The sequence below is a fragment of the Sutcliffiella horikoshii genome (assembly GCF_021991925.1).
GTDB lineage: Bacteria > Bacillota > Bacilli > Bacillales > Bacillaceae_I > Sutcliffiella_A > Sutcliffiella_A horikoshii_F.
This window is the reverse complement of the sequence record NZ_RXZI01000002.1, coordinates 454,365-469,825: the sequence shown is the minus strand read 5'-3', so window position 1 is coordinate 469,825 and position 15,461 is coordinate 454,365. Positions and strand designations below refer to the sequence as shown.

Genomic DNA, 15,461 nt, shown 5'->3' with positions numbered 1-15,461 from the left:
TTACATTTTTTTGTGTATACCCTTTTAACTCCCTGTTTCCTTGCGTTCCAAGTGTTCGCTTTCCGCGGGACGGTGCTTGAGCCTCCTCACTTCGTTGCGGGGTCTCAAGCTACCGTTTCCCCCCGCAGGAGTCTCACACCTTGCACTTCAGTCAACAGGGGGGAATTTTTTAATGTTTAAGGGTAACTGCAGTAGAAGAATCTGGCTGTTTGTTGATAAAGAGACTCCCCAGGCGCTCCGAGGAAAGCAAAGCCCGGTGCTCTAAGTCAACAGCAGTTCAACAAAACCTTTTTTATAATTATAGCAGAAAAGCATGCCCGCTAAGAGACATGCTTTTCGAAAATAGTACTTATTTTAGGTTATCCCATGTAGTTTGGAAGCGCTCAAGAACGGTATCGTAATCGATTCTTCCAGCTGCATACTCCTGGATCGTGGCAGCAAACTCTTTGTTTGCTCCGTCCGGCCACATGAACCAAGTCCAAGGAACCGTTTTTTCCGCAGTGGAGTACTCAAGGATAGATTGACCAAGGTCACCAAGGCCAGCAGGCTCGATGTTGTCGAATGCCGGGATGAAGGCGAACTCTTCTGTGATGAAGCGTTGACCAGTTTCAGAGGAAACCATCCAGTTAAGGAATGTTTTCGCTTCTTCGATGTTTTTAGAGTTTTTGTTGATTGCCCAGTTGTTTGGAACCCCAACAGGCAGGCTGTCAGCACTTGCATCGTCATTGATCGGGATCGGCAAGAAGCCCATGTTCATGTCCGCATCAATTTCATAGATCATGTTTTCTGTCCAGTTACCTTGTTGAAGCATCGCTGTTTTGCCGCTAGCAAATTGAGTAACTTGCGTGTTGTAGTCAGTTGTTAAAGGGTTTGCGTTCCCAAAGTTGATTTCTGCATCAAGAACCTCTTTGAAATCCTCGAAATGCTTGTTTCCAACGATTTTCTCCGAACCGTCATATAAACCTGCGATGAACGCTTCCGGATCGTCTTGTTGTGCAAATGGAATGTTAAGTAAATGTTGACCGATTACCCACCACTCGCCATATCCAGCGGAGAAAGGTGTGATGCCTGCTGCTTCCAATTTTTCAGCAGCCGCTTTTAATTCTGTGATATTAGTTGGTGCTTCTGTAATTCCTGCTTCTTCAAAAAGATCTTTATTGTAGATGAAACCATATCCTTCAAGGTTGACTGGCATTCCATAAAGCTTGCCGTCTTCCGGATCTGTCATTGGAACTTTTCCGATTGGAAGTACATGCTCTACCCAAGGCTCCTCAGAAAGGTCAGCCAAGTGCTCTTTCCAAAGCTCAAGCTCTTTGAATCCCCCGTTGTTGAAGATGTCAGGCTGCTCGCCGGATGCGAATTTCGCTTTCAGCGCCGCACCGTAATCGGCACCACCACCAACTGTTTCAAGCTTTACTTTGATGTTTGGATGTTCTGCTTCGAATTCTTTGATCATTTCCGCTAATTGATCGGCGATTTCCACTTTAAATTGGAAAAGGTTCAGTGTTACTTGGTCTCCATCCCCGGAGTTATTGCCATTGTTGCCGGAAGAATTATCGCTAGAACATCCTGCAAAAATCCCCACAACCAATGACAACGATAATAATAGAAGTACTAAGCGTTTCATTGAAATGCCCCCCTTGTTTTTAAATGAATAATTTTATAGTAACCTGGCAGGAACTGCAAAATGTGCGCTTTGCAACTTGCAGCCCTTGCAAAGCTTACTTAACAGAACCTGCAGCAATACCTTTGATGATATGCTTTTGTAAAAATAAGAAGAAAATGATGATTGGTGCGATACCGAGCATCAATGCGGCAAGCCCCATATCCCACTGTTTCGTATATTGGGCAAAGAACGAGCTTGTGGCAAGCGGGATCGTTCTGAGCTCTGCCGATTGAAGTACCAGTAATGGCAACAGGTAATCGTTCCAGATCCATAGTGTGTTCAGGATGACGACCGTCACCGTGATCGGCTTAAGTAACGGGAATACGATTCTCCAAAATACCCCGAACTGACTGCAGCCATCGATTCTTGCCGCTTCCTCTATCTCCACTGGGACCGTTTTGACGAATCCGTGGTAAAGGAAGAGCGATAGCGGAACCCCGAAACCGAAGTACATGATGATGATTCCTGGGATGCTGTTGATTAGATTAAGTGCTCCACCTAGTTTCATCAATGGGATCATAACCGTTTGGAACGGGATGACCATTGCGGAAACGATGATGACAAATAATATTTTACTAAACTTTCCGGGAGTGCGGACCATTTTCCATGCTGCCATCGAACTGATGACAACAATTCCAATGTTACTGAGAACCGTGATGATCAGCGAGTTCCAGAAAGCACGTGGAAATTGGATGATCTCCCATACTTTTGCATAGTTGCTAAAAAGGATCTCTGTCGGCAATGCAGCCGCGTCAATCAGTATTTCACTAAAGCTTTTTACCGAGTTTATAATGACAAAATAAAAGGGAATGAGGAAGATGATTGCAATTAGGATGCCGATAATTTCCAGCACAAAGGTTCGTTTTGTATACTTTTGATCCATTATGCTTCAACCTCCCTTTTCTTTGTCGCCATTACTTGGAATGTCGTGAAGATCGCTACGACTACAAAGAAGATGATTGCTTTAGCCGTTCCGAGGCCATAACGGTTATTCTGGAACGCTTCTTGATAAATGTTGATGGCCACCGACTGTGTCGAGTTGAATGGTCCACCGCCAGTTAAGCTCAGGTTCAAGTCGAATATTTTGAATGCCATGGCGATCGTCAGGAAGAAACAGATCGTAAAGGCCGGTAAAATTAACGGGATGATGATTTTGGTGATAAGGGTGAAGCTGTTCGCTCCATCGATCCTTGCCGCTTCAAGCAGGGAATTGTCCACCCCTTGTAGCGCTGCGATATAGATGATCATCATGTAACCGCTGATTTGCCAAGCGAATACGATGACGATTCCCCAAAATGCCGTTGTTTCATCTCCAAGCCATGGTAGCTGGAAGAAGGAAAGTCCGGTAAGTTCCCCAACGGATGCGAATCCTCTTACGAAAATGAACTGCCAGATGAAACCGAGCAATAGTCCCCCGATGACATTCGGGATGAAGAAGACGGTTCTGAGTATGTTTTTCGTTTTCAGTGCTGCGTTTAATAACAGCGCGAGGCCGAAGCCTATCAAGTTACTGATGATAACTGCCGCGAACATGAATTTTGTCGTGAACATGAAAGAGTTGAAGAATACTTCATCATTTGTGAAAATTCGTTTGTAGTTCGCAAGCCCCACCCATTCAATGGCAGAACTGACACCATTCCAGGAAGTAAAAGAATAATAGATTCCCATCAGGAACGGGATGATTTGGATTACAAAGAAAAAGATAAGTGCAGGGCCAACAAACGCCGTGTACGTTAAAATACTCTTAAGCCTGGCTTTCCTTTTCGGATCGCCTTTCACATCATGCAACTTCGTCCTGCCTGACGTATTCGGCACAACAGGATCCACCTTAGGTTCAATTTTAGTCTCCATCGTTACTCACCGCCTATTTGTAAACGCTTTCCTACATTATAAAACGCTTCCACAACATTTCAGGGCCACTCAATTGACACCTTAGGAGTACTAAATTGACCGATGGCCGCTGGGCTTCGACATGAAGAGGGAAAATCCTTTGGGGGTCTGACCCTTTTTTAAAATTTTTTTGCGCCTTCGACATGAGAGGGGAAATTCCTGCAGGGGTCTGACCCCTCACCCTTACTTTTTTCACTTCTTTTTGTTAATTCGCTCCATATTCTCTGGTATAATAAGAGGAAATTTTACTATATTTCAAGAAAAGTAGGAATAAAATGAATATTAAGCAGCAGTTTTCATTGTTTTTTGAAAATATGGCCGATATGGTCTTTTTGGTAGAGTGGAAGAATCACGAACTGTGGTACACAGAAGTAAACCCAGCTGCCCAGCAGAAGCTTAAAATAGACATGGTCGGAAAGAGGCTAGTGGATGTCCTTCCCCAATCCGTATATACCTTAATAAATGAGAACTATTTAAAATGCATTGAAACCAGGCAACCTGTCACCTATTCAGACCTTAACCTGTTTGTTGCAGACTTACCCGCCTCAGAAACAAGCCTGACTTTTATTGAAGAGGATGAGAAGACGTTCGTTCTTGGAATCACTAAGACCTTAAATGCCCAAAAAAAGAAGGCGGAAGATTATATTTTCCTCGAATCCTTAGTAGAAAATACAGTAGATGCTATGCTCGTCATCGATACCGATGGTTTTATACTTAAAATTAACAAAGCCTTTGTCCGACAATTCGGCTGGAATACATGCGAACTTATTGGAAAGCCTTTGGAGTCCCTTGCCGTTACACCAGAAGATATGAAACCGCAATCGTGGAAAACCCTGGCCTTACTTAAGGAAGCAAAGTCCGTACCCACTGAAGAAACCATTCGGTTGACTAAAACAGGAATGGCCATCCACACATCTATCAGCTATTCACCTATCCTTAATGAGGATGGGAAAGTCGTAGCCATTTCGATGATTTATCGAAACATCCAGCATTTAAAGGAACTGGAAGAAAAGCTCGAGGAAAGCCATGACGCGTACAAATCTCTATTTTCTTATCATAAAAGTGCGGTCTGTATGGTAGATGATGAAGGGGTTATTCAAAATACTAATGATGCCTGTATGACAATCACAGGCTACTCTAAAGAAGAAATTATTGGCTATAACATTGTAAAATACGCAAATAAAGTTGTGCCTGAACTAGACCTGGACAAGACAAAGCGTGGTAAGGTGGCAAACTACGAACTACTTTTTCCCGATGCCAAGGGTCGTGACCTTTATTTATCCGTAACGAATGTCCCCATTATTGTAAAAGGCATCACCAAGGGGACCTATATCATCGCACAAGACATTACGGACAAAAGAATTATGGAAAGAGAAAGAGAAAAACTCCAAGAACAGCTAACCTTTCAAGCCTATCATGATAGCCTGACAGAGCTGCCTAATCGCAGAATGTTGAAGGATAAGCTGGAAGAATCTTTGGCCGAGGCCGAAAAGAATAAAGCCATGCTTGCCGTGTTCTTCCTTGATTGCGATCATCTAAAGGAAGTGAACGACACACATGGGCATGAAGTGGGGGACGACCTACTTATCGCCTTTTCCAAACGTTTATTAAAGTGTATAAGAGAACGAGATATGGTGGCCAGACTAGGCGGCGACGAATTTGTAATCCTGCTGCACGACATCGACAACTTGGAACAGGTGGACAAAGTAGCAGAACGAATCCTGACAACCTTGGCAAGCCCATACACCATCCAAGGGCACCAAATCAAAGTCACCTCATCCATCGGCGTGGCCACCTACCCAGCCAACGGAACAACAGCCAAACAACTCTTCCGCAAAGCCGACCAAGCCCTCTACGCCGCCAAAAAAGCCGGCCGCAACGGCTACCAAGTCAGTGGTTTTAGTGCGGTAGAGAAGTAAAAGGGGTCTGACCCTTTTTCTCTGCACCTTCGAGTAAGCCTTCTCGAAGGTGCTTCTTTTTTTATTATGTTATACTTTTTAGAAAATATAGAGAAGATGGAGGTCTTTTATGATTAGTCAGACGAGAATGATTGTACAGGAGTCTTTGGATGCTTTATTGGAGGATTCTGCTTTCCTACCGGAGCTTGATGGGGACGCAAGAAAACAGGCATTTACATCGCTTGGTGCTATCCTTTCCACACCGAACCATTTACATAAGTCGTTTTTGCGTATCGCGCTTGAAAATGGAAGCGTTGTCAGAATTCCTGCCTTCCGGGTCCAACATAACAATGCCTTGGGACCATATAAAGGCGGGATCCGCTTTCATGAATCGGTGAATGAGGATGAAGTCATCAACTTGGCTTCCCTTATGACATTGAAGAACGCATTACATGATGTACCTTATGGTGGAGGCAAGGGCGGTATTGTACTGGACCCCAGATCTTACTCCGAGAAGGAACTTCACCTAATATGCAAAAAATATGTCCAATACTTCAGTGATATCCTAGGACCGGACAAGGACATCCCGGCGCCTGATATGGGATCCGGAGAGCGTGAAATGGATTGGATGATGGCGGAGTACAAAAGCATACGGCCTGGCCAGGCCTATAAGGGAAGCTTTACTGGAAAGAGTGTCATAAATGGAGGATCTTTGGGAAGGCGGGAAGCAACTGGTAAGGGTGTGTATTTTACTTTCCGCTATTTGTTACATGACTTCTTACAAAACCAAAGAAAATTTCTTTCTAATACGGATAATGCTTTTGCTAAGACCGCTTTGGAATACGACGGAAGCCCCATGACAATCGCCGTGCAGGGTTTTGGAAACGTTGGGTCGGTTGCTGCGCTTGAGGCTTATCAATGCCAGCACATGCAAAACAAAGTGGTAGCCGTCAGTGACCGGAATGTCACTCTGCATAACCCAGACGGATTGGATATTCCAGCATTGATAAAATTTGTTGCACTGAATAATGGTGATCTACCAACCGGAGAGAACCAGCTTTTAGATGCGAATATAAAAGCAACCATCATGGATAGGAACGATTTATTGTACATGGACGTGGACGTAATGATCCTTGCAGCACTTGAGGACCAAATCCATGACACCAATAAAGAAAAGATCAAAGCACGAATCATAGTAGAAGGAGCCAATGCTCCAGTGACAAGCGAGGCAGACGAATACCTCAGCGATAAAGGGGTCATCATCATACCAGATATCCTGGCGAACGCAGGTGGAGTCATCGTCTCCTACTTAGAGTGGATGCAAGGACGGGAAACCCAATTTTACTCAGAGGATCAGGTATACAAACTCCTGCTCGACAAAATGAAAAACACCATGGACACCATATTACCAGCCTTCTTCGGTGACCCCCACCCACTAAGGCAAAACTGCTACATCCACTCCGTCATGAAGCTCTCCACCGTGCTTTATAGGCAAGGGAAGCTTTATTGAGGTATCGTGTTAAAAGGGGTCTGACCCTCAATCAATTAAAGCACTAAAGAAACCCAAAAAAAGAGCCGGAATGCCAGGGCATCCATCCCTTCATTCCGGCTCTTTATATTTGTCCCATTTTCCTCTTTCTTCTCCTTTGACTAAGGAGCACGTACAATCCAATCCCCGTCAATGCCCCCACACTATCAAGCAGCACATCACTCACCTGGCCACTTCTTCCTGGGACAAAAAGCTGATGCACTTCATCGGAAATGGCATAGAGTACAGAGATGCCAAATGCCAAAGCAGCACTCTTCCTACCTCTCACCCCACTCCTTCTCAGCGCATTCAAAGTCAGGAGCGCAAGCAACAAATAAGCAAAGAAATGCGCGTTCTTCCTTACAAAATAGCTAATCTGTTCTATATGTAAGTCCGTCTGAGGCGCAACTCTTTCAACTACTTCATTTACCAGCTCGGTGATACCACCGCTCAGATTTGCTGATTGCTCGGCATGCTGGGCGGAAAGTAAAAAAATTAGAGCCATCCAACTAACAACAAGGCCCCAGGACACTACCGCTAGCATTCTTTTTTGAAAATACATCCTATTTCTCCCTTAATACAAACTGTTAAAATTTCACTAGATATCTAGATAGTATAGCATATACCTCCCCATCTCCTCCATCGGTCCTGCCTTCTTGCCTTATAGAAACCTCTTCCTATGTGGCATATAATCATATAATTATGTAGTAGTATCCACTGGGATCTTCCGGGTGGGCGGATTAAGAATTTTTTCTATCAGAGAGATTATTTTGAGCTAAAGGAGAACGGTTGTAATTCATATCGGATGCGTAGTCCCATTTCTAATATAAAGAAACACTTGGGCCATCATTCTACGGTGGCTCTTTCTATTACTATACAATTATCAAAACTCAGTATTATACTTAACCACTCTTTCCAAGTAATTTAGTATATCTTCTTTTAATTCATCCCTTTGTAAAGCAAAATCAATGGTCGCTTTGATAAAGCCTACTTTATCTCCCACATCATAACGTGTTCCTTCAAAATTGTATGCGAGTACCGCCTGTTTCTGATTAAATTGCCTGATTGCATCAGTAAGTTGTATTTCTCCACCCGCACCAGTTGGGAGGTTTTCTAATATATCAAATATCTCTTGTCTAAGAATATATCTACCCATGATAGCAAGGTTAGATGGTGCATGTTCCTCTGAGGGCTTTTCCACTAAATCCTGAACATGAACAACACTAGGTTCTATCATATGTCCTTTCGGATTTACAATTCCGTATTTGACTACATCCTTATTTGGGACCTCATTTACACCCAATACTGCACAATTATACCTTTCATAGATATCTATTAACTGTTTGAGACAAGGTTTTTCTGATTGAACGATGTCATCTCCCAATAAAACTGCAAAAGGTTCATTACCTATGAATTTTCGGGCGCACCAAATGGCATGACCTAAACCTAGTGGTTCTTTTTGACGAATATAATGGATATTGGCCATGGAGGAAATTTGCTGTACTTCTTCGAGTATTTCATACTTTTCTTTTCGCAATAGTGTCTCTTCTAGCTCATAGGACTTATCAAAGTGATCTTCTATGGCTCTTTTCCCTCTACCTGTGACAATGATTATGTCCTCTATTCCAGATGCAATTGCTTCTTCAACGATATACTGGATTGTCGGCTTATCTACAATTGGTAACATTTCTTTTGGTTGAGCTTTGGTGGCGGGCAGAAATCTCGTTCCCATCCCTGCAGCAGGAATTATCGCTTTTTTTACAGACATACAATTACCACCTTTTCATGGAGTTTGAAAGTTACACATACTCTTAAACTAATTCTAGTTGATGTGAGGATGTCCTTTCTTAAATATTAAATTTACAAAGAATTAATATATCCTCTGATTTATAGGACTAATAATCTAACCACTATACAATACCTACATATATTTACAAAAAAGAACAATTTTCTCATAAAAGTACTAGGTATTTTTTACCACTATACATTATAATAAATAAAGTAAGCGCTTTATTTTAACTTGTATGGGAGGGATTTAGGAGTATGGGTAACGAATTGAATGTGATTCATCAATATCGGATTGGCCTTACGACGATGGCTTTGCTGTCTCATCGTCATCCTCAGTATCAGACAAAGATAATGGATATAGAGGGGAAATTTATGACAGATGAGACAACAAGGGAAATTTTGCATAGAGGCTGTTTGGATGACAGTTGCACTTACGAGGGGAGAAGGATCGCAACCATTCATTTCACCAATTATATTCAGAAGACACCAATCTTGATTGACCAAACGGAAGGAATTATAGCCATTCCAACCCATTCACCAGATCAGGAAGCATGCTGTTGGCTGTTCCTGCAACATTTATCACATGTTGAATCTGTTTCCTCCACAAAATGTATCGTTTATTTTAATAATCATGAATACCTAGAGTTGGATGTATCTGCCATAACAGTTTATGAGCAGGTAAAAAAAGCTTCTGTTGTATTGACAAGATTCTGTTCCAACAAACAATACAATTTTTCATTAAATCCAAAAGTTAGGCGCACTCGTAAAGATTTCAGATAGTCTGAACTTCTTCACCATGAATTAGTAAGATATTGCTGCAACCTTTATAGGGGAAGGTTACACCAATCTGTTACTAATAGACAGGAATCCAGGTTCTCGTTACAGTTCTTTGAAGTGGAACAAGAACCCGGATATATACCTCAATTCAAAGTCTTCAACTTCTACCACGCATCTTTTCAAAACTAGTAGTTTTATTTCGTTTTTTCCACTTTAAATACAGAATCACTTAATTTTACCGTTCTCTAAAACGAACTTTAGTGATATACTCTTTTTGTTGGGTAAATATTATAAAATTTGGAAGTGGGGGATTGTTTTAGTTGAAAAGAAGTTTTTGGCTAAATGTAACAGTTGTATTCACCTTACTACTTTCTTTACTTAGTCCTGCTGCACAGACTTTTTCGGAAGGAACTGAAAGAGTGCTTGCCAAGGTATCATTAACGGAAGCAGTATCATCGGAAGAAGGCAATGTTTTAGTGTGGGAAACGTATGGCGAGGATTTCACATCTTCGGCTGGTGTTCAGAGTTTCCTTCTAGTAAGGAATGGTAAAGAAGTAGAAGTCACCCCTGAAGAAGTGGCTAGCTTAGCTACGGAAAGCAAGAAAGTCTATACATATACGGACAAGGTAGAAGAACCAACCACTATCGTGTACAGTGTTGTGTGGAAAAACGCTGAAGAAATTCAACAGAGTAACGAACTTACTGCAAAGGTACCGGCAGCACCTGCAGAGGAAGAATTATCTTATGACCAAGAAAATGTAGATTCATCTAAACAAGCGCCGGAAGAAACAGTGCAGGAAGATGTATCTGAAGGCAGCACCAATGTCAAAGAAGAGGAGCAAACAGAAGATTCCTCCTCTGAACCGACTGCTAGCGAAGATGTTGTTGAAGTCGATGAAAGTGCTCCCGTTTCCGTTGAGGAAGTAGAAGGAGCCGAAATGAATTTCGTTCCTTCGGAAAAAGAAAATTATCTTAAAAGTACACTAATTGATGAGAATGCGGAAGCTTTCATGTTCCTCGACAAACTGTTCGTCAATGAACACTCCTTTGGTGTTATGTGGTTTGGTTATGTGAATAAGAACCTTGGTAGAATTTCCACGTACGAGCTGTATCTTAATGACACACTTATCACAGCCGGCGGACCTAGATTATCAGACTATGAGTTTACTAATTTAACACCTGACACTGTTTATGAGGTCAAGGTGAAAGCTTTAAATAAAACAAATGATGTATTAGTGGAAGAATCGTTGAAAATCAAGACACTTCCCGCTCCGTTTGGTAAGGTGGTCAAATTTGACGATGCAAATCTTAAAAAGGCCCTCAAAACACAGATGAAATTGGATAGAGAAATTCGTGAGAGCGATATGGAACACCTGACCATGATGGATGCAAGCTCCCTTGGAATCATAAGCCTAAAAGGATTGGAGAAGGCGGTCAATTTGGAGTTCCTTTTCTTATCCTCCAATAGTATTACCGATATTACTCCGCTTGCAGGCTTAACGAAGCTTTTCTTCCTAGACTTGGAGGAGAATAAAATTAAGAGTATTACTCCTCTTAACAATTTAAAGGAGCTATATTTCTTAGGCTTAGCTAATAACCCGATCACTAACCTTCAACCATTAGCGGGACTTACAAACCTGGAAGGCTTATTCTTGCATAATACAGAAATCACCGATATTTCTATTCTGGAAAATCTGCTGAACCTGACTTTTGTGACAATTGCAGATACGAAAATTGATTTTTCACCTGGAGCACCCGTGTGGGAACTGTTAAATGTTTGGGCAGAAGCAGGTGTATATGTGGATGTTTTGGAGGAAGATTATTTCGAACCTCTTGAGTTGTACTTGTATGGTGTGACGGAACAAAGCATTTCTGCCTCTTGGTGGTATTATTCCGAGAATGAAAAGGACTATGAAAAAGAATACACTTACAAAGTCTATGTAAATGATAAGCTTTATAAAGAGACGAAAATGACGGAACTGACCATTGTTGGGCTTGATCCAGTGAAAGATTACATTATCAAAGTAGAGATGTATGATCCGAGCGGAAAGCTGCTCTATGACACTTTTGAAATGGCACAGACCCTAGCACCGCCAACCGGAGATGTTGTGAACATTCCTGATGAAGGTTTGAGAGAAGCGATTCGTTTAGAACTTGGACTTCAATCTATCAACCGTGAAATTCAGCAATCAGATATGGAAAGACTGGAGTATTTATTTGCTGGATGGATGGATATCAAAAAGTTGAATGGATTGGAGCATGCAGTGAATCTGTATGACTTGGCACTCACCGGCAACCATATCCAGGATCTTTCTCCCTTAAAGGGACTTCAATCCTTGGAATCTTTAAATCTATCAGATAACTTGATCACAAACATCAAACCTTTGCATGGCCTATATCTCTACATGCTTGATCTGTCTGATAATCCACTTACGGACATTTCCAGCTTGAGCGGATTACTTGACTTGCAATTTGTTTACTTGCATAACACAAAGATCACAGATATAAGCGTTCTCCTGGAACTTGACTACCTATGGGAAGTTACCCTTTTCGGAATTGAGGGGTTAACTTTTGAAGAAGGCTCCCCAGAGCTTGAAGTAGTGGAAAAACTGAGAGCACTTGGCGTAATGGTTTACCTATCTGAGGAAGACTACTACGGACCGAATCCATTAACAATTGATTTGGTGGATGTAACGGAGAGTACGATAGAGATTGAGTGGACATATAAGTGGAATGCAGACGTGGATTATTACGTGATCCTTCTTAATGAAGAAGTAATCGATATTACTGATGCGACTTCCTACACATATACGGACCTTGAAGCGGATACTACGTACGACCTTGCCATTGCCCCTGCGGTTAATTATGAAGAGGAAGAATACTGGCTGTATTATGAGTCCATAACAGCCACAACTTTACCTGCAACGGAAAAACCTGTAGAGAAAGAAAAAGAAGATAAAACACCAGTTGTAGTAAAACCGGTGGATAAGGACAAAAACAAAACAGATAATAAGCCAACACCAGTTACCAAGAAAGGGAATAAGCTTCCTTTCACAGCCACCAACACATTAAATTACATCCTGGTTGGATTGGCCTTATTGATGATTGGAACAGCAGGATTCTGGTGGACACGACGCAGAGTGGTAGCATAAATATTAGATTGACTCAGTCTTACAAGTGTTATAATAATAGAAAACAGCCGAGCGGGGATCCATTCTCTGCTCGGCTGTTTTCTATTAGGTTATATTGCTTATCTCCCGATTCCCCTTAAATGATTGACCGGTTCTTGTCTCGATAATTTTTTCCGATCCAATGCACCAGATCCCAATAACACTCCTGCCACGATCAGGACGAGACCTATCAGATGGAAGATTGTCACTTTTTCGCCAAGCAAAAAGACCGAGCCAATTAATGCGAAAAACGGTGTGAAATTCAAGAAAATAGAGGCTTCTGCGGGACCAATTTTCCCAATCATATAGTTATAGGACATATGGCCAAGCGCGGTGGCGATAATGGCTGATGTGAAAAAGGCAAGCCACACATGCCAAGATATCGTTGTAAATTCCTTCACTGCTCCTGGTTCCGTCATCAAACCGATAATCATTAACGTGAGCGAGCCAATGATCAGCATGTATCCTGTCAGCAAGCGTGGATCCAGGGTTTTTGCCAGTTTACTGATGAGGATGAAGCTGAAGGCTTGCGTAAGGATGGACAAGAATACATAAATATCTCCGATGTTTATTTCAGATACACCATTGCTACCTACAAGGATGGTGACTGCAACACCTGCCCCGCCGAGGAGGAAGCCGGTCCATCGTTGGAGGTTTGTTTTCTTTTTAAGTAATACGGTGGCGATCAGAGCAGTCAGTATTGGCCCTGCCCCTAAAATAATTCCTGCATTCGTGCCGGATGTCCCTTTTAGACCTATCGATAAAAAGTAATGATGGCAGACTACATTAAGGAAGGCTCCTAGAATGATATAGTAGAATTCTCTTTTGGTTGGAAGCCTGACAAGCTTGAATATGGAGAGGATCAGAAAGACGGTGAGGCCTGCTGTCATGATGCGGAAAGCGGTCATGGTGACAGGGCTCAAGTTCTCCACAAGGATTTTAACTAATGGAACGTTCATGCCCCAGAATATCATGATGAGTAGGAGCGATAGGTAGTATTTAGTGTGGTGCATTACGGTTGGGCTCCTTGGTACGGAAGAGTGATATCAATCCTTCCGTAATTTTGTTTCTTCATATGGTAGCATAAAGAAGATTCAACCGTATAGTGGCAAGTTCTAGTTTTTCATTAGATGTTTTCCAATTCCTTGTCATATTCCAGCCTTCTACCTACACCATCAAGTTACAACGTCTGGCAAAACCTCCGAAATGCCTCCCTGCCTTCCTCGTTGCGTTTGAAGACTCCAGCATGTTCGAGGATCAGTGCAAAGATCAACCCAACTTCTTTTTTCAAAATCGCCTGCACATCCACGTCTCCTAAAGGTGTGCGGACCTCTGGATATTTCTCTATTATTCTCTTAGCCCAATGTAGATGCTTTTTCATATTGTCATCAGCTGCTAAACGGTCCAACCCATTATCAGATACCATCAGTTCCCCAAGAATCCGAAACTCTTCCTGAAGGCGGCCGGGTAGGACAGCAAGTCCCATTACTTCTATAAGGCCGATGTTTTCTTTTTTGATGTGGTGCACTTCCTCATGTGGGTGGAAGATTCCCATATGGTGTTCTTCACTTGTTCGATTATTCCGCAGTACTAGATCCAATTCGTATAGTTCCCCTTTTCTGCGGGCAATCGGGGTCACAGTATTGTGCGGGGTATCCTCCGAATAGGCAAGAATATCAACCGTCTCATCGGAGTAATTTTTCCACGCTTGATAGATGGTATCTGCAGCCTCGATGATTTCCTCTTTTACAAGGCCATTGAGACGAATGACACTCATCGGCCAAGAAAGCCACCCTGCGGTCACATTGGGAAAGCCTGATAAGGAAAAGGATTCCTCTATCTTTGCTTTGGCCATCGGGAAATCATGAAATCCACCTTGGAAGTGATCATGACTAAGGATGGAACCACCTACAATTGGGAGGTCAGCGTTAGATCCGACAAAATAGTGTGGGAGTTTGTCAGTGAACTCTACCAATCTGTGAAAGGTGTTTTTTGAAATTTTCATCGGTTCGTGTACACCTTTTAATACAATGGCATGTTCGTGGTAGTAAACATAAGGAGAAAATTGAAGATGCCACTGTTCCTCCATTAAGGAAAGAGGAATGGTCCGGAGGTTTTGACGTGCAGGATGATTCACCCTACCACCGTATCCCACATTTTCCACACATAACAAACAGGATGGATATCCTGTCTCTTTCATGTTCCGTGCAGCGGCGATAGCCTTTGGATCCTTTTCAGGTTTGGAAAGATTAATGGTTATTTCTAGATTGCCATACTCCGTTTCCGCCAACCAATGCGCATTTTTTTCAATGCGATCTCTTCTTATATAATGGGAGTCATTCGCTAGTTTATAGAAATATTCTGTCGCCTGAACCGGCCCTTCCTCTTCATTGATCCGATTAAATTCTTTTGTTACTTCTGATGGTCTTGGAACAAAGCAGCCCATTATTTTCGTATCCAAAAGGTCACGGTAAGTGACAGTATCGGCCTCCAGCAAACCTTCGTCTGCCGCCCAATCTAAAATTTTCTCTAAAATCGGGACAGGAGAGTGAAGCTCGCCAGCCTCCACGGAATTTGGAGCTGGTGTATAATCCTCCAGCTTTAAAATGGATAGGATGGAATTCCTTGTGTGAGCTATATCTTGGTCCTCTATCAGCTTCTTTTGCAGGCCATATTGAATAAGCTGATCTATCTTTCCGTAAATATTTACAGTCACGTTAAACCACTCCCTTCATTTGGATAAA

11 protein-coding genes are annotated in these 15,461 nt (G+C 42.3%); 4 read left to right on the top strand and 7 right to left on the bottom strand.

Features of this window, described 5'->3' with window-relative positions; genetic code table 11:
• Positions 1-349 precede the first annotated feature (349 nt).
• From EKQ44_RS07670 to EKQ44_RS07660, 3 genes are all read right to left on the bottom strand, one after another.
• Entirely contained in the window at positions 350-1,627 is a 1,278-nt protein-coding gene (locus EKQ44_RS07670) for an ABC transporter substrate-binding protein (protein ID WP_237662965.1), read from the bottom strand.
• Between the two features lie 94 nt (positions 1,628-1,721).
• Entirely contained in the window at positions 1,722-2,549 is an 828-nt protein-coding gene (locus tag EKQ44_RS07665; RefSeq protein ID WP_237662964.1) for a carbohydrate ABC transporter permease, read from the bottom strand.
• Entirely contained in the window at positions 2,549-3,517 is a 969-nt protein-coding gene (locus EKQ44_RS07660; RefSeq protein ID WP_237662963.1) for a carbohydrate ABC transporter permease, read from the bottom strand. The genes EKQ44_RS07665 and EKQ44_RS07660 overlap by 1 nt, the downstream gene beginning before the upstream one ends.
• A 314-nt stretch (positions 3,518-3,831) precedes the next feature.
• Between EKQ44_RS07660 and EKQ44_RS07655 the strand changes: the two genes are divergently transcribed.
• Positions 3,832-5,475, top strand: a complete 1,644-nt coding sequence (locus EKQ44_RS07655; protein WP_237662962.1) for a diguanylate cyclase domain-containing protein — start codon at positions 3,832-3,834, stop codon at positions 5,473-5,475.
• A gap of 109 nt (positions 5,476-5,584) precedes the next feature.
• Positions 5,585-6,964, top strand: coding sequence for a Glu/Leu/Phe/Val family dehydrogenase (locus tag EKQ44_RS07650; protein ID WP_237662961.1), 1,380 nt, complete (start codon positions 5,585-5,587; stop codon positions 6,962-6,964).
• A gap of 103 nt (positions 6,965-7,067) precedes the next feature.
• Here the strand turns inward: EKQ44_RS07650 and EKQ44_RS07645 are convergent, their stop codons facing one another.
• Together EKQ44_RS07645 and galU are read right to left on the bottom strand one after the other, a co-directional pair.
• Entirely contained in the window at positions 7,068-7,544 is a 477-nt protein-coding gene (locus EKQ44_RS07645) for a VanZ family protein (RefSeq protein WP_237662960.1), read from the bottom strand.
• 321 nt (positions 7,545-7,865) lie between these two features.
• Positions 7,866-8,750 (bottom strand): UTP--glucose-1-phosphate uridylyltransferase GalU, encoded by an 885-nt coding sequence (gene galU, locus EKQ44_RS07640; RefSeq protein ID WP_237662959.1) that lies wholly within the window; start codon positions 8,748-8,750, stop codon positions 7,866-7,868.
• A gap of 275 nt (positions 8,751-9,025) precedes the next feature.
• Here galU and EKQ44_RS07635 point away from each other — a divergent pair, with 275 nt between their 5' ends.
• Both EKQ44_RS07635 and EKQ44_RS07630 read left to right on the top strand, forming a co-directional pair.
• Positions 9,026-9,550, top strand: a complete 525-nt coding sequence (locus tag EKQ44_RS07635) for a competence protein ComK (RefSeq protein WP_237662958.1) — start codon at positions 9,026-9,028, stop codon at positions 9,548-9,550.
• 317 nt (positions 9,551-9,867) lie between these two features.
• A complete protein-coding gene (locus EKQ44_RS07630) occupies positions 9,868-12,699 on the top strand; it encodes a leucine-rich repeat domain-containing protein (RefSeq protein WP_237662957.1) in 2,832 nt (943 codons plus the stop codon).
• Between the two features lie 98 nt (positions 12,700-12,797).
• Here the strand turns inward: EKQ44_RS07630 and EKQ44_RS07625 are convergent, their stop codons facing one another.
• Together EKQ44_RS07625 and galT are read right to left on the bottom strand one after the other, a co-directional pair.
• Positions 12,798-13,730 carry a DMT family transporter gene (locus tag EKQ44_RS07625; protein ID WP_237662956.1) on the bottom strand — a complete coding sequence of 311 codons (933 nt, stop codon included), beginning with the start codon at positions 13,728-13,730 and terminating at the stop codon, positions 12,798-12,800.
• Positions 13,731-13,897: 167 nt separating this feature from the next.
• Positions 13,898-15,433 carry a UDP-glucose--hexose-1-phosphate uridylyltransferase gene (gene galT / locus EKQ44_RS07620; RefSeq protein WP_237662955.1) on the bottom strand — a complete coding sequence of 512 codons (1,536 nt, stop codon included), beginning with the start codon at positions 15,431-15,433 and terminating at the stop codon, positions 13,898-13,900.
• Between the last annotated feature and the right edge of the window lie 28 nt (positions 15,434-15,461).

What these genes read in the sequence shown, in the direction of transcription:
- EKQ44_RS07670 (WP_237662965.1), bottom strand. Translation starts at nt 1,627, where the DNA reads ATGAAACGCTTAGTACTTCTATTATTATCGTTGTCATTGGTTGTGGGG.
- EKQ44_RS07665 (WP_237662964.1), bottom strand. Translation starts at nt 2,549, where the DNA reads ATGGATCAAAAGTATACAAAACGAACCTTTGTGCTGGAAATTATCGGC.
- EKQ44_RS07660 (WP_237662963.1), bottom strand. Translation starts at nt 3,517, where the DNA reads ATGGAGACTAAAATTGAACCTAAGGTGGATCCTGTTGTGCCGAATACG.
- EKQ44_RS07655 (WP_237662962.1), top strand. Translation starts at nt 3,832, where the DNA reads ATGAATATTAAGCAGCAGTTTTCATTGTTTTTTGAAAATATGGCCGAT.
- EKQ44_RS07650 (WP_237662961.1), top strand. Translation starts at nt 5,585, where the DNA reads ATGATTAGTCAGACGAGAATGATTGTACAGGAGTCTTTGGATGCTTTA.
- EKQ44_RS07645 (WP_237662960.1), bottom strand. Translation starts at nt 7,544, where the DNA reads ATGTATTTTCAAAAAAGAATGCTAGCGGTAGTGTCCTGGGGCCTTGTT.
- galU (WP_237662959.1), bottom strand. Translation starts at nt 8,750, where the DNA reads ATGTCTGTAAAAAAAGCGATAATTCCTGCTGCAGGGATGGGAACGAGA.
- EKQ44_RS07635 (WP_237662958.1), top strand. Translation starts at nt 9,026, where the DNA reads ATGGGTAACGAATTGAATGTGATTCATCAATATCGGATTGGCCTTACG.
- EKQ44_RS07625 (WP_237662956.1), bottom strand. Translation starts at nt 13,730, where the DNA reads ATGCACCACACTAAATACTACCTATCGCTCCTACTCATCATGATATTC.